This window comes from Sulfolobus tengchongensis (assembly GCF_036967215.1).
In the GTDB taxonomy this organism is placed as follows: Archaea; Thermoproteota; Thermoprotei_A; order Sulfolobales; family Sulfolobaceae; genus Saccharolobus; species Saccharolobus tengchongensis_A.
In genome coordinates this window covers 1,241,215-1,261,838 of sequence record NZ_CP146016.1, presented here as the reverse complement: position 1 = coordinate 1,261,838, position 20,624 = coordinate 1,241,215, and the positions used below count along the sequence as shown (strand labels likewise).

Below are 20,624 nucleotides of genomic sequence, written 5' to 3'. Positions count from 1 at the left end.
ATGAATTACCTCCTAAGGATCATTACATACGCGAAATGACCGGTACCACCAACATTATGAACAAGACCAACATATTTTTTAAGAGGTTGTTGTAAATTCCCTGCATCATCTCTTAATTGCTTTGTTATTTCATAAATCATTGAAAGACCAGTGGCCCCTAATGGATGACCTTTAGCCTTCAAACCTCCAAATAGATTTACACCAACTTTGCCTCCTTTTTCACTTTGACCTTCTTCTATAAACTTGCCACCTTTGCCTTTTTCAGTGAAACCCAAATCCTCATATCCCATAATTTCTGCTATAGTAAACGCATCATGGACCGTAGCTACTTCTATGTCATTAGGACTTACTTTAGCCATTTCATATGCTTGCCTAGCAGCTAGCTGAGTAGCCTTAAATCCAGTCCACTCCCCTCTTTTAGCAACATATGCATAATCATTTGCATATCCCACTCCAGATATCCAAATTGGCGTATCAATTTTGAGCTCCTTGACTTTCTCCTCTGACGCAAAGATTGCAGTTGCAGAACCATCACTTATGGGACATGAGTCAAGTAACTTAATTGGCCAAGAAACTACTCTAGATTTAAGAACATCCTGGACTGTAACCGGCTTCTGAAAATGAGCCTTAGGATTCATAGCACCGTACTTATGAGCTTTTACCGCAACTAGAGCCATTTGTTCTTCAGTTGTACCATAAACTGCCATATGTCTTGTAGCATATAATGCGTAATAAGTTGGAAATGTAGTGCCATAAAAGTGATATTCCCACTGATAATTGCCTCCTCTCCCACCTATTGCTAAAGATGTTGAAGTATCCACTTCAGTCATCTTATCTACTCCTACGGCCATCGCAATGTCTACTAATCCAGAAGCAACAGCAGTGTACGCAGTTAACGCTGCTGCAAGTCCAGTAGCACACATAGCTTCTACACGCAACGGAACCTTACCAGATAATCCAGAATATTCTGCCACAATCGGAGCGGGATATAATTCAACTCCCCTATATGCAGTGCTTCCTACAACTACTAAACCTATATCTCTTTGAGACACACCACTATCGTTGAACGCTTCCCTAATTGATTCCCATGCTAATTCTTGAATAGAAACGTCATCTCTTCTTCCAAATTTAGAATTGCCTACACCTATTATTGCAACTTTTCTTGTCATATTGGACTAACCAAGATTCCTTACAATACTAAACTATATAAACTTTTGTGAATAGTACTATATGTAGGTGAATTACATATATATGTATAGTACTATACAAATAGAAGTTAGGGAAAATATAGGAATTATAAAACTTAATAGACCAGATAGACTAAATGCAATTAACTTTCAGATGGTCGATGATTTAGTCAAGGCTTTAGACGAATTAGAAAATGATAGTAGAGTTAAGGTCGTAATAATAACTGGCAATGGTAGAGCTTTTTCCGCAGGTGCGGATGTTAAAGAAATGTTGGAGACTCCTTTAGAAGACATAATGAAGAAAGGGCATATGCCATTATGGGAGAAACTGAGAACTTTTAAAAAACCGATCATAGCAGCGCTAAATGGCATCACCGCTGGAGGTGGACTAGAGCTTGCAATGGCATGTGATATAATAATATCCTCAGAGTCCGCAAAATTAGGTCAGCCGGAAATAAATTTAGGTATTATGCCAGGTGCTGGAGGAACGCAGAGACTAACGAGAGTATTGGGAAAGTATAAAGCCATGGAGCTAGTCCTTACTGGAAAGCTAATTGACGCCAGGGAAGCTGAAAAATATGGCCTAGTTAATAAAGTAGTTCCCGATAACGCTCTAATCGATGAGGCAATCAGATTAGCTAAAGAGATAGCTGAAAAGCCAATGATATCCTTAATGTTGGCTAAAGAGTCAGTAGCGAAAGCATGGGAAACACTATTACAACAAGGATTAGATATAGAAAGAAGAAATTTCTATTTAGCATTAAACACGAAGGAAGCCAAAGAAGGGATGAAGGCATTTCTTGAAAAGAGGAAACCTAGGTGGGAAGATGATAAAGGTGGATAATAAAGAGGGTTATGTAATAGTTACTTTAAGCAGACCAGAGAAATTAAACGCGTTGAACTTACAGATGAGAAATGAATTAATATCAAAATTAAGAGAGATTAATGCTAATCCTAAAATTAGAACTGTGATATTAACTGGTGAAGGGAGAGCATTTTGTGTTGGAGCAGACGTTAATGAGTTCGCTCAAGATTTCGCTCTAGATTTAAGAGAAACGTTTTACCCTATAATAAGGGAAATACGATTTTCTGATAAAATATACATATCTGCGATAAATGGTGTAACTGCAGGAGCTTGTATAGGAATAAGTTTAGCTACAGATTTCAAATTCGCTAAGAAAGATGTTAGGTTTGTAACTGCTTTCCAAAGACTTGGATTAGCCTCAGACACTGGAGTGGCGTATTTTATTTTAAAACTTGCTAGAGATCAGAGGGCTTACGAAATAGCCGTACTTGGAGGAGAATTTACTGCTGATGAAGCCGAAAAATGGGGATTATTGAAGGTAACTGAAAACCCATTACAAGAAGCTGAACAATTAGCAGTTAAGATGAATATTGGTCCATTTCAATCCTATGTAGCCGGAAAAAGAATGGCAAATCTAGTAATATATAACGATTTAGAGAAATTCCTGGAATACGAATCAGCCATTCAAGGATATTTAGGTAAGACAGAAGATTTCAAAGAAGGTATATCAGCATTTAGAGATAAAAGAGAGCCTAAATTTAGGGGATTTTAAGTGCTAAAAGAGAGCCCTTTTCTTAAATTACTAAATATTAACTTAGAGGAAGTAAGAGAAGGCTATGCCAAAGTATCAGCAATAGTTACTAAAGATTATCTAAACGTTCACAATACTGCCCATGGTTCTTTTATTTTCGCTATAGCCGATGCAGCCTTTGAATACGTTAGCAATTTTTCGAGAGACTCTGTTGCACTGCACATGGATATAGATTTTAGAAGACCAGCAAAAGAAGGAGAAAAAGTAATAGCTGAGGCCTTTGAGGAGAGCGTTGGAAAAACCACTTCCCTATACAGAATAGTTGTAAAAAATATTGAAGGAAAACTGATAGCATATGTTACTGCATTAGTTTATCATTTAGATAATGACAGAAAGATCTAGGTCATTAATTTTTATATAATAAGAGTAAGAGTTATTCTTTATCACAGATAATTAATTTTAAGTTATATTAAGATTTATTACCTACTACTGCTACGATTTACGATTTAACTGTAAGGGTAACGCAGAAAAACAATTTAATAATATTTAAGAATTGCGTGTGTTCCCATTCACCCTCAATATTTTGGAAAATTTCGAAGAAATCCTTATATATTTTATTCAATAACATATATATGGTGAACTGATGGATATAAATTATGAGAATGAGCCAATATATCCCGAAGATAATGTATATCCTCCAACATGGGAATTCGACGATGAGAAAGCCATGAGACTTTATCGAAGAGCCAAAAAGGAACAATGGGACGAGGAAGATCTAGATTGGAAAAAATATGAGGAGATCGTATCTGGACTTGATAGAAAACAAAGATTAGCATTGGCTTACTGGTGGGCACTCTTATCTAATTTTGACAATGCAACTCCGGTCTTCGCTTACGCATTGGTTAAAGCTTCTGAGAAGAAATTACCAGTTCCCATTAAAGCATTACTAACTACAATAACTTATGATGAAAATAGACATAACATATTATGTGGATTCGCTATAGAAAAAGCGTTTAAGGGATTTCCCTTTAATTTCAAACCACAAGACGATTTAGAAAGAAAAGCCAAACTAAATGTGGAGTGGGTATGGTGGAATGGTTCAAGATACTGGAAGGGATATTTAGAGGCCTATAAGAAGTACACCCTTGATATCTTGTTTACATCATTTATGATGGGCGAAGCCGCAGCTACAACTGTTTTTAGCGGAATGAAAGATAAGACCAAAATACCAACCCTGAAAGATGCTTTCAGGAATTTAACAGTAGATGAAACTAGACATTATGCTTTCACCCATCTTATCTTAACTAATAATCTAAATAAAATGAATGAAGAGAAGAAGATGTTTGTAACTAAACAAATAAGAGCTGGGTTTGTGTTCTTATCACTAATAACGTACAAGGCTCCTAAGGAATTTTGGAAATTACCCCCGTGGTATCAAGAAATACACGAAAAAATGGAAGAACTAGCTAACGATGCTGGCTTAGGTTTACCCACAATAGAGGAGAGAGAAAGAATATGGAGAGAGGCAGTAATTAGAGTAGCTGGCAATTTAAAGAGATTTAATGTAAAAGTACCTTCAATGCCTGAAATAGGCATAAATGGAGATGAGGATATCGAATTAAAAGAAGATGATTTAGTAGCCGCTATTTTCTAGCTTCAAATCCCAAGTTAAAAGGTAATTATGTAATAAGCAGCATACTTTGTCATAAACATTTTTAGTAGATTACCTGCATTTTTATATTTAATGGAGAAGAATTTAAGAAGGAGGATTCAGAAAATTAAGGGAGGAAGTTATATAATAACTTTGCCACCAGAATGGATAAGAAGGAATAACTTAGACGCAAAAAGTGAAGTCCTCGTAATTCAAAAGGATGGTGAATTACTAATAAAACCAATAAGAAAGTATTCCAGTAAGAAGATAATCAATTTAGACGAGGTAGATATAGAAACTGTGAAGTATTTAATTAACGTTTATTATATGCAGGGAATTTCTGAGATCGAAATAATATCACAGTCAGTAATCTCAACGATCATTAAAAATGAGCTGAAAACCTTACAGCTGTATTTACAAGGACTAATAGTAGAAAATGAAAGTTTTAATTATATTAGATTCAGAATTCATGATAATGCTTATATAAATCTGATAGAAGAAATGAAGAATTTTGCTAACAAATTGGAAATACTACTTGAGGATTTATATAGGATAGCCGAAAACCCAGTTAAAGAAATGGCAATAGACCTAAAAAACAGATCAGAAGAATTATATAAATTATATAACTTACTAATAAGAGAGATCGCCTTGATATCACAAAAAGAAGAAGAATTTGATATCAAGAACCTTCCAACTAAAGACCTAATACTCTATGCCATCGCAATGCGAGATATGGGAAGAATGTTGTCTCACATTAAAACTGCTTCCTCAGTTATTTCAGAATGTAAGAGTATACCTTCAGAAACAGTAATAGCAATTCAGAAAGTCATAAGAATGTTTAAAGAAGCTAGAGAAGTATTTTTCGACCAAAATATGGAATATATAAGGAATATAAGAGATAGCATGAAGGAAATTAACAAACTAGCTAGTTCCACAGAGATAGAATGCAAAGAATTAGCCAGAGAAGTAATAAGAATAGGAAGTTACTGTATAGCCTTAATGGATGATGGAGTACATAAGAGCGTAAAATTATAATTTCAATATAAAATAGAATTAGAACCATTCTAAATTATAAGTGATAATAAAAGGAACGAGGATTAATATAAATATAAAAATTCTCAGATCTCTGTCATAAAAGTATACAAAGTAAGTTGTCTAGAATCAAAAATTTAACAGATAGGAAACGAACGCAAGCATAAATTTTTTAAATATATATAAATTAGTGTTTATGGGTAATGTAATATGTCGGATATAAAAAGTTTAATAGTTTTGGGAATAATGATAACTAGCCTAATATTACCTTTCATGCTGTTCATGCAAGCGACAGCACAGACTCCACTCACAATTGCACCTCCAAATTCCTCAATACTTGTTGATGTATCACAAACTGCACCTCCAGACGCATTAGACCCTGCTACTGGTTTTTACGTGCAAGATGGTCCATTATTTACTGCTGTGTTTCAAGAATTGGTAGAATATAATGGTTCTAATTATTTGCAGGTAGTTCCAGTAATAGCACAAAACTGGTCAACCTCAAATTATGAGAATTGGACATTCTACATAAGACATGGAGTGTACTTCCCAGATGGAGTACAAGTAAATGCATCAACCGTGTGGTTCTCGCTATATAGAACCATATTGATGGGACAAGGTCCTGGCGTATCCAACTATATTGAGTTATTGTTTAACTCTACACAATACGGCCAAACCGGTTACGCATTACCATGGGGTGTAGCTGCAGCAATCCAAAACGTAACTGGACTTCCCACTACTAAAAACGCAACATTAGCTGCTAAAGTACTAGCTTCAATTCTATCTCACTTTAATGCCGCAAATACTACAATTGAAAAGATCATGGAATATCCCTATCAAGCAGTAGTAGTAAAAGGCCCATATGAAGTGGAAATAAGTACCTTAACACCTTATAGGGACTTTTTACTTGATTTGGCAAATTGGTGGGGAGCAATAGTTGACCCCGTGGTTGTTGATCAGCATGGAGGAGTACAGCCAAATACTCCTAATGCTTATCTAGACGAAAATGGAATGAATGGCACTGGTCCATACGTCATCAAAAGTGTAGGGCCTAGTTTATCAGAAATTGTATTAATGAAGAACCCGCACTATTGGGCAAATAATCTGTCTAACATACCTGCTGTAGCAGAACCTGCACACATACCAATTATAGAAATCGAATACGGTTTAAGTCATAATGATAGAGTAGAAGATTTCGCAACAAATAAGGCTCAAATATCTTACGTGAGTGTACCCTTCTTACAACAAATGTACTCCTCATATCAATACAACAAATATGTGGGATTCAATCAAATATTTGCAAACCTTGGATATGAAGCTGCAGTATTTTACTTATCACTGAATATGCAAGTATTCCCAACCAACATAACAGCGTTTAGGCAAGCAATAGCTTATGCTATAAACTATTCGGCTTTGCTCAGTATATTCAAGTACCAGAATGAAACGTTAGCAATAAACTATCTAGGTCCAATATCACCAGTGTTCCCTATATATAACGAAGTAATGCAACTAGACCAATTACATCCATTTACATATAATCTTTCGCTTGCAATGCACTATCTCAATGAGGCTGGTTATGAAGGACATTTCTACGTAGTGTTACCTAATGGCACTACTCTTGGTGATACTAAAGGTAGCCAATTAGGGACTTTAGATATTTATGCGTTAGCACCAGTGAATGAATTAGAGCAAGAAGAATTAACCATAATCCAGGATAATTTGCAGCAAATAGGCATCTCAACTTCTATAAAGTACGTATTACCTTCTGTTACTGATACCTGGGTAACACCGTCTGCAACTCCTGCAATTGTAGATCTTGGCTGGTTCCCAGATTGGCCTGATCCAATATTCCAAGAGCTAATAGCGCAAACTGATGTATTATATGGTGGAATATCTGGCGATCTTGCGTGGGTTAATATATCTACGTTACAACAGATGTACCAGACACTTCCATTCTTAACAAATCAGACAGAACAAACACTCGAGGTAGCACAAATATATAAAATATTGTATCAAGAGGTACCATACGTTTACCTACCTAATCCAGTCGTTTACTATTTCATACAACCATATCTGAAAGGTTTTGTATACAACTCGTTCGTAGGATACTACTATAACCTAATGTATTATCAACCCTATACCATTACCACAAGTACAACTACTAGCACTTCTACAACGACAGTTCCACCAGTCTCCACTACAACCCCAACCACCACTACTATATCAACTACAATTACTACCCATCCAGCCACATCTTCAACACTAATTTATGCGGTAGTAGGTATAGTTATAGTGATAATAGTAATTGTTGCCGTAGTAGTTTTATTAAGGGGAAGAGGTAGAGGAGGCCCTGGATTCTAAAAGTTTTCCCTTTTTTTCCTTCTATCTTAACCCTAAGTAAGATATATTAGTCTCTTTAAATCTTATTTAAATGGGCATGTCATGTCCATAAATATTGTCTTCTTTATCATTAGAAGAATTGTTAATGCGTTCATTACACTAATACTATTAATTGTATTAGTTTTTATCATGATACATATTATAGCACCTAATCCACTCGCACTAGCTAGACTATACACAGGTCCACATGCAACTTATTCAGAACTAGAACAAGTAGCTAAGCAATACGGATTGTATGAACCACTTTATATTCAAATCATCAATTATATAATTAATGTATTTCATGGCAATTTTGGGATAGATCCTATTTATAAAGTTCCAGTTATAGATTTGATTGGTAAATATTTACCAAGAACTCTAGAACTAGTTATTCCAGCCACAATATTATCAGTAATAATAGGCTTATTTACTGGCGCGATAGCTGCTTCAAATAGGAATAACCCAATAGATTACCTAATACGTGGGGTTTACTTAGTAACGTGGGCATCGCCACCATTTTTAGTAGCAACAATTCTGCAATTAGTAATAGCGTACTATCTTAGATTACTGCCTCCTACAGGAACAGTAGATCCAACCTTAACCTCACCTAAGTCAATAACTCCATTTCCTTTATTGAATGCAATGCTAACGGGAGATTGGCCTTACTTTTTCAGTTTGATACACCACATGGTTTTGCCAGTGATAGCTATAGCTTTAGTTAGTTTTGGTATAATAACCAGAATAGCTAGGGCTTCCATGTTAGACTATATGGAATCTGATTTCGCAAGGCTAAGCTTCATGAAGGGTTTAAGTAGAAGAAGAGTAGTATACGGTGTTGTGTTAAGGAATGCATCTATTCCACTAGTTACGTTAATTGCGTTACTCTTTGGTTATTCGGTAGCTGGCGCAGTAGTTATTGAGGATATATTCCAGTATCATGGAATGGGATATTTCATAACCCAGGCAATAGAGGGATTAGATTACACCTCCATATTAGGAACTACTATAATTGTGGGGATAGCTATAATAATCGCTAATTTAGTTGCGGATATATTGTATGGTATTTTAGATCCTAGGGTGAGGATAGTTGAGTGAGGCGTCCGGACTTAGATTCATGTTAAAAGCGTTAGTTAGAGATAAGGCTGGGCTTTTGGGACTAATTATAGTAGGAGCATTTCTTATATGGTCACTAATACAAGGTATTTTGGAAATCCTAGCTGCTGACTTAAGAGATCCTCAATTGGGTTATATTCTCCTCCCCCATAATCCCTTTAAATATAATTTACAACTAGCCTTTCATCCACCTTCTTCTCAGTTTATATTGGGGACTAACGCAGAAGGAGAGGACATATTATCAAGAATATTATATGCACTTCCACGAGATGCATTTGTGGCACTGATAGTCGTCTTTTCTGCGATAATAATTGGTGGAATATTGGGAATATTGGCAGGATATTTAGGTGGTGCTGTTGATGAGGTTATAATGAGAATTACTGATGCGTTTCTCTCTTTACCAGCATTAATACTAGTTATTGCTATAACAGTTCCCTTAAAGGCCACATTCATAGCCACTATAGTGGGTTTAATGGTAGTCTGGTGGCCTACTTATGCTAGATTCTATAGAGCTCAGACATTGAGAATAAAGAATATGGATTATATCTCAGCAGCTAAATTAAGTGGAGTTTCTAAAATTGCCTTGTTCTATAGGTATATCTTCCTTAACTCACTGGATCCAATTCTGGCTTACGCTGCACTGGATTTTGGAAACGTAATTTTGACTTATTCAACCCTTGCTTTCCTAGGAATAGGCATAACACCGCCAATTCCAGAATTAGGAGAAATGGCTTCAAATGGGCTTAGTGGATTACCGCAATATTGGTGGTGGGCAGTTTTCCCTGGAGTAACTATTCTAATCATAGTAATAGGATTTGTCCTAGTAGGTGATAGATTGCAAGATGTGATTGCAGGTAGGATAACTTATTAAGGTGATATTTTATGTTACTCCAAATTAGGAACTTAAACGTATATTATAACACGCTTATAGGTTGGATTAAGGTACTAAATGATGTAAATTTAAGTGTAGAAAAAGGGGAAATGATAAGCATAGTCGGAGAAAGTGGATCTGGAAAATCAACGTTAGGCCACACTATTGCTAGGATTTTACCACCTAATTCGAAAATCCAAGGTGATATAGTAATTGATGGAGTCAATTTAGCTAAATTAAAGGATAGTGAGTTACAAAAATATAGAGGAACATGGGTTTTCATGATATTTCAGAATCCATTAAATAGTTTAAACCCTGTAAAAAAAGTTGGTTTTCAACTTTTAGAGGCAGCTAAAATAAGACATCAAAGAGATGGAAAAAAGACAGATGAAGAAAGTCTTGCTAAGGAGGTAATAGAGGTTCTAAAGGATCTTAGGCTTCCCGATCCCTATTCTATAGTTGACAGATATCCTCATCAACTTTCAGGTGGACAAGTCCAGAGAATCGTAATAGCGATGGCACTTCTTTTAAAACCTAAGTTACTCATAGCAGATGAGCCAACATCAGCTCTAGATGTAACTATACAAGCACAAGTAATTAACTTATTCAAGCAACTGAATAGGGAATTAAACACAAGTATCTTATTTATAACACATGATATATCTTTAGCTTACATAATAGCTGATAGAGTAATAGTAATGTACGCAGGTAGAATAATGGAAGATGGTAAGGTAGAAGATGTTCTAAAGTCTCCAATGCATCCTTATACCCAAGGATTAGTAGCAAGCATACCAACTGGAGACAAGAATCAGAGCAAATTAAACGCAATACCGGGAAATCCTCCATCCTTTTTTGCATTACCAATGGGATGCAAATTTAATCCAAGATGCAATAAAGTAATTGATATATGCAAACAGAAAGAGCCCAATATAATAGAAAAGAACGGTAGGAGAGTAAGGTGTTGGTTATATGAGTGATAATGTACTCTATAAGGCAATAGATATAAAGAAGTACTATCTTGCAAGTAAAAGAGGTACATTAGAGACTTTAGCTAGAAAACCACCAATTTTTGTTAAAGCATTAGACGGCATAAATGTAGATATTAAAAAAGGTGAAGTTTTAGGTGTTGTGGGTGAGAGTGGATCTGGTAAGACCACATTGGGTAGAATTTTAGCCACATTGGAAAAGCCTACTAGTGGAAGATTAATTTTTATGGGTACAGAGGTAAATGATAAGAATACAATTCAAGTTAGAAAACACATCCATATGGTTTTTCAGAATCCAATGACATCTGTAAATCCAAGAATGAAAGTTAAGGACATTGTTAAGGAAGCAATGAAAGATAAAAGTGAGGAAAAGGTTAAGGAACTATTAGCAGAAATAGGATTAGATTACAATTACGTAAAAGATAAGTACCCTAGAGAATTATCTGGTGGGCAATTACAAAGAGTCGCAATAGCTAGAGCGCTTGCAAAGGAACCGGAATTCTTAATTTTAGATGAGCCAACATCAGCTCTAGATGCCTCAGTACAAGCACAAATACTTAATCTACTTGTAGATCTTCAAAGAGATAGAAAACTTACCTATTTATTTATAACTCACAACATTTCCGTGGCTAGATTTATTTCTGATAGAGTGATAATAATGTATGCAGGGAAAGTTGTAGAAGAAGGCAGTGCAAAGGAGGTCATATCGGAACCACTACATCCTTATACACAGTCTTTGCTTAACTCGGTACCGGAATTGGGAAAGAAGGAACTTAAGCCACCTTCCGGAGAAGTTCCTAGTCTGATAAATCCACCCAATGGCTGTAGGTTCCACCCCAGATGTCCATTTGTGATGCAAACATGTAAAGAAAGAGAACCTCCACTGGTGGAAGTAAATGGACGAAAAGTTGCCTGCTGGCTGTACGAAACCAACTGGAAGAAGGCTACTAGTTGAAGGAACAATTACACTCATAATTTTCTCTTTGTTCCTAGAAATAACAAACATAGTAAATTACTTGATTTTTGTCGGTATATGGTACATTTCGTTGCTCGCTGTGATATTTTGGTTTAAGAGTTACACTTATTGCGTCATAGGAAATGAAATATTGATAAAATCTATTTCAGGTAGGAAAACAGTAAAGATGGAGAATTTTAAGGAAGTATTTCTATCTCAAGGTCCAATAGCTAAAAGATTAAGGTGCGGATCAATATACATCATTTTAAAAAATGGTAAAACAACAGTACTATTTGATATAAAAAACCCAGAAAAATTCTTGGAAAAAATTCAGAGCTCCCGCCCTTAAATCATCACGTTGTCAGGGCTTAGCCAGTACATCATTTGGATAGTTTCGCTACTACGTCTCTTATTTCGTCGTAATTAGGCTCCTTTGTGGGATCTTCAGAAACCCATTTATACCTAATTATTCCATTCTTATCAATTACAAATACTGATCTCTTCGCAAGCACATAACCCTTTAGCACTGGCAATTCGCCAGCTACACCATAGGCTTTAACGGCTTCCCTATTGAAATCACTAACTACAATAAAGTTTAACTTGTTTTGCTCTTTGAACGCTTTATTGCTGAAGGGTGGATCTACACTAATTCCTATAACAGTAGCATTTAATTCATTAAATTTAGCCATAGAGTCCCTAAAAGTACACATTTCTTTAGTACAAACTGATGTAAATGCTGCTGGATAGAATGCTAAAACTACCACTTTGCCCTTAAAGTCAGATGGTATTTTCACTTTTTTTAAATCTGTATCTACTAATTCTACTTCTGGTGCCTTTTCTCCTACTTCTACCATATGCTAGAATAAGCAAAGAAAAATAAAAAGTTCAACATCAAAAAATTTTAAAAAGTTTAAGTAGCAATGCCCGGTACAGCTATTTCGAATTCAATTTCTTTTGAATTCCTTAACACCTTCACATTTACACTTGACCCGACTTTGCCCTCTAAGATTGTTAGTAAATCAACTGGTGATTTAACCTCTTGGTTATCAACCTTTAATATTATATCCCCCTTTCTCATGCCATACCTATACGCGCTTCCATCTGGATCTATGTTTAGTACCAACAAACCGCTTTGTCTTTTTATCCCAAGATATGTAGCTAACGCTTTATTTAATTTTACTACTCCTATTCCAACATAAGGTCTTATATATTTTCCAAACTTCATTACATTCTTTACGAAACTATCAATTAACTTAGAAGGTATGGCAAAACCTATATTTTGCGCATCCTTAATCATCGCAGTAACAACTCCAACTACTTCGCCCTTGGTATTCACTAATGGACCACCACTGTTACCTGGGTTAACCGCAGCATCAGTCTGAATTACATAAACGGGTGAGCCAATTGGAGATATTATAGCCCTTTCTTCACTGCTAATAATTCCCATGCTAACGCTATATAAACCTAAAGGATTGCCTACAGCTAGCACAACTTCTCCAGTTTTATAATCTTTAGCTAATTTTAAGGATGGCAAATCTAAAGTGGTACTTAGTATAGCTAAATCATGATAAGGATTCACTGCAATAACTTGAGCTTGATCTCTAAATCCATCATCGGATATTACTATAATTTCACTAGCATTAGATATGACGTGATAAGATGTAATCAAAACGTTTTTGCCTATTGCAAAGCCCGATCCTATACCCTCAGCAACTTGAGGTGCGAAAAATTGATCTAACGCAATCTGTTTGGTTATTATTGTAACTACTGAAGGAGTTACCTTCTCTACCAAATCTTGATACATAGTACGACTTCCGCAATTCGAATTATTTATATTCTTTCTTATGCTACGACAGAAGGCATCGCTTAAATGTAAAACATTAGACTTCCACAAGAATATAGTACTCCTTCCATTATCTTGAATTTATATACAATGTTAAATAAGCGAATATGCTTAGAAATTAGCTAATTCGCAAAGGAAATGAACTTTTCCTCTTAACATTTAGAATTGAAATTTTCCATGCCATCATGAAGAAACTAAATTAGATCCTTTTCCAATGCATTTACAATGCATGGTACTTAAGGCAGGAAAATACGTAAAGTCTTAAGACAATACTTATTATCAACAAGGAGATAAGATATCTTGATTAATATTATGCTAGTCAATCTGATAAATTTTTAACCCATTATTACGTCTTACAAGACTAGAGATAGCCCAAAACTTTTCGGAATGAACAACATTTTCAATATTTTCAATTATGCTGATGATAATGGCCGCCACTGATCCGTGATGACTCTTCTAGAAACTGAAATACCACTAAGTGAAATAAAAATAAATCTAAGAACCCTTTTAAGGTACTACTAATAGAAGTTATACTATGAGTAGGGGAATAATAATAGGTTTAGTAATAATAATATTGATTGCAGGAGGAGCATATTACGCATATTATTACTTTACCACTGGAAACGTAAGTATCTACTTACAGGATGCACCTTCTTCACAGGGGCTAAAAATATACTTGACAATATCATCTATAATGATCCATAAGGTAAATAGTGCCAGTAATGGTTCATGGATATTGGTATCTAATAAGTCAATTACCGTCTTATTAACTTCTAATATCACATTCTTAGCATCAGCAAGATTACCCGCAGGGCAATATAATGAGATATTTCTTGAAATATCCTCTGCAAAGGTTGAATTAGGGGGTGTAAATATCTCTGCAAATTTGCCAAGTGCGGTATTTAAGATACATATAGTAAATGGTATGGATTTAAAAGGAGGCTCATCGGAATCTCTACTTATAAGCTTTCCTCATATAACCTTCTCTAATGGAGAGATAATAATAAGTCCATCAGTTACCGCTCAAGTTATAAGTCAATGAAAAATCTTTGAATTATTATTCTTAAGTTAGATTTTTTATGCTACCTATACATTATACGTATCGTCAGGGGCGAAAAGTTATAGAATTCTTGATAACAATATTTGGTCATATGTGCAGTTGAAGATAGTTAGACGCGTCATTAACTAATTTCTTAAAAGGTTTCATTATTTTCTAACGCTATTGTGACTTGCTTAATACTTGGTATATGATGTTTTTATAGTGGGTAGTCGTCGAAAGCAGTTTCCATGAAAGCGTGAAATTTATATGCTATATATAAGCACAATCTATTTTTTAGATCCCACCCTAGATGTGGATGGTTAATTCCCGAATGGTGGTGAGTAAGAAGAGTCAAGATGTGGAGGGTTTTCTCAAAGAGTGAGTGGGGTTATCCTCCTAATGGGATGGAGAAGGATGAGCGGAAAAATTCACGACATCGGTGAAGTCCAAGGGTCGAAAATTGAATACAAAATATATGAAATTCAATGAGACCCAAACCCCTCTGAAAGATTAACGTGGGTTATGAATTTTTCCTTTACTATACGTTGTGAATTTTTCAAAACTTACGTTACTTTTCATATTCTCTTCATAGTAAAAAGAGTGTTTTAAACCAAATAATTTACAAATATCCCACAAAACACCTTTACTAGATTAAAACAATAGTAAAGAATCACACTAACTGATTTTAATGACTTTAAACAATTATAGATGCCTTTTAAGAAATAGTCAAGTTAAATTCGTAATGTCACATATCATGACTTGTTGATAGCAACATACAGCAAATATGTTAATAATGTTTAAGAAGATAATAATAATTATGATGGATCTTGACTCTAAGGGAAAAGGAATACCGTTTGAATTCTACGCAGCATATTACCCACCACTCTATTCTAAGCTTAAGGCTAGAAATCTAAAAGAACTAGTAGAAAATATTAAAAAAGCTGATAAATATGCGCTGTTTTATCATGTTTTTCATCCAATTTTCAGCTCTCACTTAATACCAGAAGAGTATTCAAACGACTTCGCACATTGGATAGCTGAAAGTCTTGGAGACAAGGAATTAGCCGAATTAGTATCCGATATACCGGGTGTGGAACCTAGAACGATAGAAGACATTAGAAGTGACCTAATAGAAATCCTTGAGCCAAGAATAAATGAAAAAACTGGTTTAAGAGAATTCGTATTCGTTTCATGCAGACCAATAATATATAGGACAAATTATGTTGCAAATTCACTAGCAGAATTCTTAGATATGATACAAGTTATACCTGGAAGATCTCTTGTTTGGCATTTCGTAAGCAGAAGAGTTCTCGGACTAACCAAAAGAAATGATTTCTCAGAATGGCTAGACTCTAATTTTGGTCTTTCAGATTTAGCCGAAGCATTAAGTAAAATAGATCCTCAGACATATGTCAATGAGGAAGTATTAAGGAGAGACATAATTAGAACATTGGAGAGGTGGTTATTAAAATGATAGAGAAATACGTTGACGTTATAGGAGAAGATGAATTAGACGCAATTTTCAAAATAGCTGAAAAAATTAAAGATTTGTCGATTCTTCACGTAAACTCGACTAAAGCAGGAGGTGGAGTTGCGGAGATATTAAATAGAATGTTACCCTTAATGAAAGAACTAGGTCTTAACGTTGACTGGAAAGTAATAAGAGGAGATAGTGAGTTTTTTAATGTAACTAAGTCATTTCATAATGCGCTACAAAATGGAATTGGAAATATACCAAGTGAATACTTTAAGATTTATGATAAGTGGCAAGAAAATAACCTATCTGAAATACCACTAGATTACGATATAATGTTTATTCATGACCCACAGCCTGCAGGACTTATAAAATTTAAGAAAAATAACAATAAGTGGATTTGGCGATGTCATATTGATATATCTAATCCCTATCCACCAGTTTGGGACTTTCTTAGGAAATATATATCTCAATATGATAGTGTGATAATCTCAGTTCCCTCATTTGGTAGAGATGACATCGAAATACCTCAATTCGTTATACCACCTTCTATAGATCCATTAAGTGTGAAGAATAGAAAAATAGCAGAAACTACTATATTAAGGATATTATATAAATTTGGAATAAATCCTGAAAAACCATTAGTAACTCAAGTGTCAAGATTCGACTACGCTAAAGATCCTCTAGGTGTACTACAAGCTTATAAGTTAGCTAAAAGGCATGTGGATATTCAGTTATTATATGTTGGAAGCCCAGCTACTGATGATCCAGAAGGTGAAAAAGTTTACAATGAGGTAGTTAAAGCTTCTGAGGGAGATAAAGATATTCACTTACTGATGTTACCTCCCTATAGCGATTTAGAAATAAATGCATTCCAATCCGCATCATCAGTAGTTATGCAGAAGTCAATAAAGGAAGGTTTTGGTCTAACGGTAAGTGAGGCAATGTGGAAGAGGAAACCCGTTATAGGGGGTAATACAGGCGGAATTCCGTTACAAGTTATAAATGGAGTTACAGGATTTCTAGTTAATAGTCCGCAAGGAGCTGCTCATTATATTATCTATCTAATTAGAAATAAGGAAGTAAGGAACAGGCTCGGATTGAATGCCAGAGAGCACGTGAGAAGGAATTTCCTAATAACTAGAGAACTAAGAGATTATGTTATGACTATAGCATATGTATCTAATAGACACAATTAATTCATTATATCATAAAATATCTGATACTAACTAAAAATCTTATAAACCCCAATTCTTATTTTATATAGTGCCAAAAGGTGCTGATGTAAGACTAACGCCAGTTAGTGAACAACTTAGAGATAGAGCAGAGATTATTATGAGATTATATGAAATAAAAGATGAAAAAGATTTCTATACCAACGCATTCATGAATATGATGAACATGATGGAAAAAGATGAATCAATAATAGGAGTAGATTTTTGCTTTCTTGTTCCCTTTATTTTAATTCACGAAAATTTCTCATTTGTACATGTCTCTTCTCATATTGACATCTCTTATTTTAATGACGAGATAGTAAGACATTTACTTAAGAAGTATTTTTCGTTTATGAATTCCATAAATTTTAAACATCTTATAGAGTATATAATTCCCTATACGACTATGGTAACTGTAAACAAAAATGGAAGCAATCTTGAATACAAAATTAATGTAAACGGCATAGATAGGAGCCTATTAAATTATATAGAGAATTTTTTGCAGACAGCAGTTGAAGTTTTAAATATAGGAAAGATAAGATTCTCAAACAACAGTATAGAGATAATTACCCCACATCAGTCACCAGTAGACTTCACAAGTCACAATCATCACTTAGTAAGAGTTGATAGTAGCGTAATAGGTAAAAGAAACCAAATAATAGCTAAATTTAATCTTAAAAATGATAATAAAATTGATAAACTTATTAATGACTGGTCTCTTTACCAAGTATTAGTAATATATGAGACATTATTCAAAAATAATTTGCTCATATACGATATTATTTATAGACTAAATGATATTTACACCTTATTTCTAGAATTAAGGAGAACTGGGCATATAATTTTTCCAAAGATTAAAGGGCTAAAAAGCGTAAATTACCGATTAATAGATAGGGATCTAATTCAAAGAAATCTCGATATTTTTTCGATTCTTATAACCCCTACTCTTAAATTCTCAAAAATAAATAACCAAGAGCTCATTATAACTGGACTGGATAATATAGATCAAAGTTTTCATGATCTTGTAAAATACATCTTAAATGATAACAACGCAGAAATAGAGAAAGACTCTGGCGGATATTTTAGGGTAAGATTAAGTGAAAGAATTTTCTCATAGTCCATAAGCAAAACCAATAATAATAGTTCGATCACATAGTTATTTAATGACCTTAGAATCAAGACCCTGGAGAATTGGGAGTGATGTTTGGGAAAAATTAGATGAAATTTGTGTAAAATTAAAAATGAAAAAATCCTATAATTGTACTGACACGATAATTCAGAATGCCTCAGATCTCATAATGGAAGACATAAATATAACTGACAGTAGTGTAAAAAATGCGTTAATTGGAATCAAATATCTGATAAATTCCAATATTTTCTATAGTCTAATTTCAAATATGAACAATGATAACTCATATAAAGAAATTGCTAATTTATTGCTATCTTTCATTAACGGTAAAACACAAAAAGCAACATTATTCCTTACAGAGAACTCTGATAGTTGTACAGAAAGATCTCTGTTGGAAAATATCATAAGAAGTTTAGTGTTTATTTTAGGCGATAATGTAAGGCTATTAGTAGACGGTAAAACAAAATTTGAAATAGTACCAACTACTGAAAATCCAAATATAATTAAATTTCTTAAAGTTATTACTGAGGCTTTCAAGGAGAACTTCAGCATACTTGAATTAGAAAACAGCTGTGATAAAGATCATATCTGTATAAAATTAGCTTTATGTTAATCACCCATCAAGTCCTTTAATCTATTTAACACCTTATCCTCGCATTCTTCAGCATAGTATATGCGAACTTTATCGCTATCTATTTTTATTACTGTTGCATTGGGATCAAGACCAATACCGTTTAGATCAATGTTATCACAATCACCCCTATAACTATTTAAGATCTCACTTACTATTTTCTCTTTCCTCATAAAAACATTTAGAGGTAATTTAATTAGATCATAAATGTCTATTAATCTATACTCTTTCTCTTTCAATTCCAAATATTTCAGAAGGTAATTTAGTGAAATTATTAATTCGTCTATAAGTTGGTTTGAGAGTCTATTACAAACTGACGACATTAAGCTAAGAATATCCCTTAAGTTATCAATACTAAATGGCTTATTGCACCTATATTTCTTAACTAGATGTGTAGCCAATACGTAATATGTCGCCCCTTCAAACAGTTCTACATTTGCCATTATTTTCCCATTATTAAATTCCGTATTTTCAATAACTATCTTCAGAATCTCCTCTTCACTTAGCAACTTTTCCAAATTTATTCCATCTAAAATATGAAGAGCAACTAGTGGGTAGCAATTCTCTATACAAAAACCAAAACGCCATGGAAAACTGTTTCTGTCTTAGCGTAAAATTTATATAATTTGCACACAATCTAAAAAACATAGTAGCCTTACCTCAGATGTGGATGGTTAATTCCCGAATGGGGTAAGGATAGTTACAAGATGTGGGGGTTTCCTCACCCTAGGTGGGTGAGTGGGGTTATCCCCCGAAAGGGATGGAGAGGGATGAACATTCGTGACCTCGGTGAAATCCAAGGGTCGAGAGTTGAATGCAAAATATATGAAATTCAATGAAACCCAAACCCCTTAACTCAGCTCTTCCTATAATTTGTGGTAACTCTATTTGTTTCTAAGATTTCATTATTTTCATCTCTCTTAATAGATATTCAGTTAAGCTGGTATTTCTTTTATCTTTAACTATATTACTAATTGGCTGGATGTAACCATTATCCCTCTTACTTACTACAGCGTATATATAATTGTCAACTTGTTGGGTAAAAAGGAGATCCGTCATTGCAATCTCTGAAGCCTTAGAGATTAGTGTAGAAAATGATGAATCAGAATAAGATATATCAAGTAGAATTAAATTCGGTGAAAAAGTTTTTATCACATTATATATATTTAGATAGGAGAAGAAAAGCGATGTACCAAAACTTATAGCATCCTCGTAGGGTATTACTTCAAGTAGCGTATTATCATCATTATTAATTTTTAGACTTTCACGAATTTTATTCACAAGATCCCTATAATCATTAGACGTAATGTCAAGTTCATTCCTTATTTTTGTTGGTACCAGACTTAATATCTTTACCTCATGCTTCTCATCTTCTAGAAGTTCCTTCTCAGCCAAAAATGAATACGGGACTCTATTTCAACTGCAGAATTTGACCAATTAGTAACCTCTAGTGGAACAATTTTATCTCCTTTAGACGATTGGCTTGATAGTGGTGCAATTATTAATATTTTCACCTTTATCTATCATTTAAATGGCTATTAAAATGCTTCTTTGCTGAAGTAAT

22 protein-coding genes are annotated in these 20,624 nt (G+C 34.3%); 16 read left to right on the top strand and 6 right to left on the bottom strand.

All coding sequences use genetic code 11. The features are described from left to right. Positions 1 to 5: 5 nt before the first annotated feature. Positions 6 to 1,169, bottom strand: a complete 1,164-nt coding sequence (locus V6M85_RS06025) for a thiolase domain-containing protein (RefSeq protein ID WP_338604261.1) — start codon at positions 1,167 to 1,169, stop codon at positions 6 to 8. Positions 1,170 to 1,251: 82 nt separating this feature from the next. Here V6M85_RS06025 and V6M85_RS06020 point away from each other — a divergent pair, with 82 nt between their 5' ends. From V6M85_RS06020 to V6M85_RS05970, 11 genes are all read left to right on the top strand, one after another. Continuing rightward, the gene (locus tag V6M85_RS06020; RefSeq protein ID WP_338604645.1) at positions 1,252 to 2,031 is read left to right on the top strand and encodes an enoyl-CoA hydratase/isomerase family protein; all 780 of its coding nucleotides are present in this window, start codon (positions 1,252 to 1,254) and stop codon (positions 2,029 to 2,031) included. Continuing rightward, complete coding sequence (locus V6M85_RS06015; RefSeq protein ID WP_338604260.1) at positions 2,015 to 2,764, top strand: enoyl-CoA hydratase-related protein; 750 nt, start codon at positions 2,015 to 2,017, stop codon at positions 2,762 to 2,764. Before V6M85_RS06020 ends, V6M85_RS06015 begins: the two co-directional genes overlap by 17 nt. Next, a complete protein-coding gene (locus V6M85_RS06010) occupies positions 2,765 to 3,145 on the top strand; it encodes a hotdog fold thioesterase (RefSeq protein ID WP_338604259.1) in 381 nt (126 codons plus the stop codon). A gap of 241 nt (positions 3,146 to 3,386) precedes the next feature. Next, a complete protein-coding gene (locus tag V6M85_RS06005) occupies positions 3,387 to 4,397 on the top strand; it encodes an aminobenzoate oxygenase (RefSeq protein ID WP_338604257.1) in 1,011 nt (336 codons plus the stop codon). Between the two features lie 90 nt (positions 4,398 to 4,487). Next, entirely contained in the window at positions 4,488 to 5,429 is a 942-nt protein-coding gene (locus V6M85_RS06000; RefSeq protein ID WP_338604255.1) for a phosphate uptake regulator PhoU, read from the top strand. 207 nt (positions 5,430 to 5,636) lie between these two features. After that, positions 5,637 to 7,787 carry an ABC transporter substrate-binding protein gene (locus V6M85_RS05995; RefSeq protein ID WP_338604252.1) on the top strand — a complete coding sequence of 717 codons (2,151 nt, stop codon included), beginning with the start codon at positions 5,637 to 5,639 and terminating at the stop codon, positions 7,785 to 7,787. Positions 7,788 to 7,868: 81 nt separating this feature from the next. Then, on the top strand, positions 7,869 to 8,900 hold the full coding sequence (locus V6M85_RS05990) for an ABC transporter permease (RefSeq protein WP_338604251.1): 1,032 nt from the start codon (positions 7,869 to 7,871) through the stop codon (positions 8,898 to 8,900). Continuing rightward, a complete protein-coding gene (locus V6M85_RS05985; RefSeq protein WP_338604249.1) occupies positions 8,893 to 9,789 on the top strand; it encodes an ABC transporter permease in 897 nt (298 codons plus the stop codon). The genes V6M85_RS05990 and V6M85_RS05985 overlap by 8 nt, the downstream gene beginning before the upstream one ends. Positions 9,790 to 9,800: 11 nt before the next feature. After that, complete coding sequence (locus tag V6M85_RS05980) at positions 9,801 to 10,766, top strand: ABC transporter ATP-binding protein (RefSeq protein ID WP_338604246.1); 966 nt, start codon at positions 9,801 to 9,803, stop codon at positions 10,764 to 10,766. Further along, positions 10,759 to 11,730, top strand: coding sequence for an ABC transporter ATP-binding protein (locus V6M85_RS05975; RefSeq protein WP_338604244.1), 972 nt, complete (start codon positions 10,759 to 10,761; stop codon positions 11,728 to 11,730). Before V6M85_RS05980 ends, V6M85_RS05975 begins: the two co-directional genes overlap by 8 nt. Further along, entirely contained in the window at positions 11,672 to 12,079 is a 408-nt protein-coding gene (locus V6M85_RS05970) for a PH domain-containing protein (protein WP_338604241.1), read from the top strand. The genes V6M85_RS05975 and V6M85_RS05970 overlap by 59 nt, the downstream gene beginning before the upstream one ends. Before the next feature lie 31 nt (positions 12,080 to 12,110). Here the strand turns inward: V6M85_RS05970 and V6M85_RS05965 are convergent, their stop codons facing one another. Further along, complete coding sequence (locus V6M85_RS05965; protein ID WP_338604238.1) at positions 12,111 to 12,584, bottom strand: peroxiredoxin; 474 nt, start codon at positions 12,582 to 12,584, stop codon at positions 12,111 to 12,113. A gap of 56 nt (positions 12,585 to 12,640) precedes the next feature. Further along, positions 12,641 to 13,534, bottom strand: coding sequence for a S1C family serine protease (locus V6M85_RS05960; RefSeq protein WP_338604236.1), 894 nt, complete (start codon positions 13,532 to 13,534; stop codon positions 12,641 to 12,643). A gap of 574 nt (positions 13,535 to 14,108) precedes the next feature. Between V6M85_RS05960 and V6M85_RS05955 the strand changes: the two genes are divergently transcribed. From V6M85_RS05955 to V6M85_RS05935, 5 genes are all read left to right on the top strand, one after another. Continuing rightward, a complete protein-coding gene (locus V6M85_RS05955; protein WP_338604233.1) occupies positions 14,109 to 14,615 on the top strand; it encodes a DUF4382 domain-containing protein in 507 nt (168 codons plus the stop codon). Positions 14,616 to 15,429: 814 nt separating this feature from the next. Continuing rightward, positions 15,430 to 16,086 carry a DUF5752 family protein gene (locus V6M85_RS05950; RefSeq protein WP_338604230.1) on the top strand — a complete coding sequence of 219 codons (657 nt, stop codon included), beginning with the start codon at positions 15,430 to 15,432 and terminating at the stop codon, positions 16,084 to 16,086. Further along, entirely contained in the window at positions 16,083 to 17,285 is a 1,203-nt protein-coding gene (locus V6M85_RS05945; RefSeq protein ID WP_338604227.1) for a glycosyltransferase, read from the top strand. The genes V6M85_RS05950 and V6M85_RS05945 overlap by 4 nt, the downstream gene beginning before the upstream one ends. Positions 17,286 to 17,352: 67 nt before the next feature. Beyond that, on the top strand, positions 17,353 to 18,417 hold the full coding sequence (locus V6M85_RS05940) for a hypothetical protein (RefSeq protein ID WP_338604224.1): 1,065 nt from the start codon (positions 17,353 to 17,355) through the stop codon (positions 18,415 to 18,417). Positions 18,418 to 18,463: 46 nt separating this feature from the next. Then, positions 18,464 to 19,042 carry a hypothetical protein gene (locus V6M85_RS05935; protein ID WP_338604221.1) on the top strand — a complete coding sequence of 193 codons (579 nt, stop codon included), beginning with the start codon at positions 18,464 to 18,466 and terminating at the stop codon, positions 19,040 to 19,042. Here the strand turns inward: V6M85_RS05935 and V6M85_RS05930 are convergent. From V6M85_RS05930 to V6M85_RS05920, 3 genes are all read right to left on the bottom strand, one after another. After that, positions 19,039 to 19,578 (bottom strand): hypothetical protein, encoded by a 540-nt coding sequence (locus tag V6M85_RS05930; RefSeq protein ID WP_338604218.1) that lies wholly within the window; start codon positions 19,576 to 19,578, stop codon positions 19,039 to 19,041. The two genes, V6M85_RS05935 and V6M85_RS05930, sit on opposite strands and share 4 nt — an antisense overlap. Before the next feature lie 376 nt (positions 19,579 to 19,954). Further along, positions 19,955 to 20,455, bottom strand: a complete 501-nt coding sequence (locus V6M85_RS05925; protein WP_338604215.1) for a hypothetical protein — start codon at positions 20,453 to 20,455, stop codon at positions 19,955 to 19,957. Beyond that, positions 20,434 to 20,574, bottom strand: a complete 141-nt coding sequence (locus V6M85_RS05920) for a hypothetical protein (RefSeq protein ID WP_338604212.1) — start codon at positions 20,572 to 20,574, stop codon at positions 20,434 to 20,436. Before V6M85_RS05920 ends, V6M85_RS05925 begins: the two co-directional genes overlap by 22 nt. Between the last annotated feature and the right edge of the window lie 50 nt (positions 20,575 to 20,624).

Coding starts and splice junctions, on each gene's coding strand:
- V6M85_RS06025 (WP_338604261.1), bottom strand. CDS start 1,169: ATGACAAGAAAAGTTGCAATAATAGGTGTAGGCAATTCTAAATTTGGA.
- V6M85_RS06020 (WP_338604645.1), top strand. CDS start 1,252: ATGTATAGTACTATACAAATAGAAGTTAGGGAAAATATAGGAATTATA.
- V6M85_RS06015 (WP_338604260.1), top strand. CDS start 2,015: ATGATAAAGGTGGATAATAAAGAGGGTTATGTAATAGTTACTTTAAGC.
- V6M85_RS06005 (WP_338604257.1), top strand. CDS start 3,387: ATGGATATAAATTATGAGAATGAGCCAATATATCCCGAAGATAATGTA.
- V6M85_RS06000 (WP_338604255.1), top strand. CDS start 4,488: ATGGAGAAGAATTTAAGAAGGAGGATTCAGAAAATTAAGGGAGGAAGT.
- V6M85_RS05995 (WP_338604252.1), top strand. CDS start 5,637: ATGTCGGATATAAAAAGTTTAATAGTTTTGGGAATAATGATAACTAGC.
- V6M85_RS05990 (WP_338604251.1), top strand. CDS start 7,869: ATGTCCATAAATATTGTCTTCTTTATCATTAGAAGAATTGTTAATGCG.
- V6M85_RS05980 (WP_338604246.1), top strand. CDS start 9,801: ATGTTACTCCAAATTAGGAACTTAAACGTATATTATAACACGCTTATA.
- V6M85_RS05975 (WP_338604244.1), top strand. CDS start 10,759: ATGAGTGATAATGTACTCTATAAGGCAATAGATATAAAGAAGTACTAT.
- V6M85_RS05970 (WP_338604241.1), top strand. CDS start 11,672: ATGGACGAAAAGTTGCCTGCTGGCTGTACGAAACCAACTGGAAGAAGG.
- V6M85_RS05965 (WP_338604238.1), bottom strand. CDS start 12,584: ATGGTAGAAGTAGGAGAAAAGGCACCAGAAGTAGAATTAGTAGATACA.
- V6M85_RS05960 (WP_338604236.1), bottom strand. CDS start 13,534: ATGTATCAAGATTTGGTAGAGAAGGTAACTCCTTCAGTAGTTACAATA.
- V6M85_RS05955 (WP_338604233.1), top strand. CDS start 14,109: ATGAGTAGGGGAATAATAATAGGTTTAGTAATAATAATATTGATTGCA.
- V6M85_RS05950 (WP_338604230.1), top strand. CDS start 15,430: ATGATGGATCTTGACTCTAAGGGAAAAGGAATACCGTTTGAATTCTAC.
- V6M85_RS05945 (WP_338604227.1), top strand. CDS start 16,083: ATGATAGAGAAATACGTTGACGTTATAGGAGAAGATGAATTAGACGCA.
- V6M85_RS05935 (WP_338604221.1), top strand. CDS start 18,464: ATGACCTTAGAATCAAGACCCTGGAGAATTGGGAGTGATGTTTGGGAA.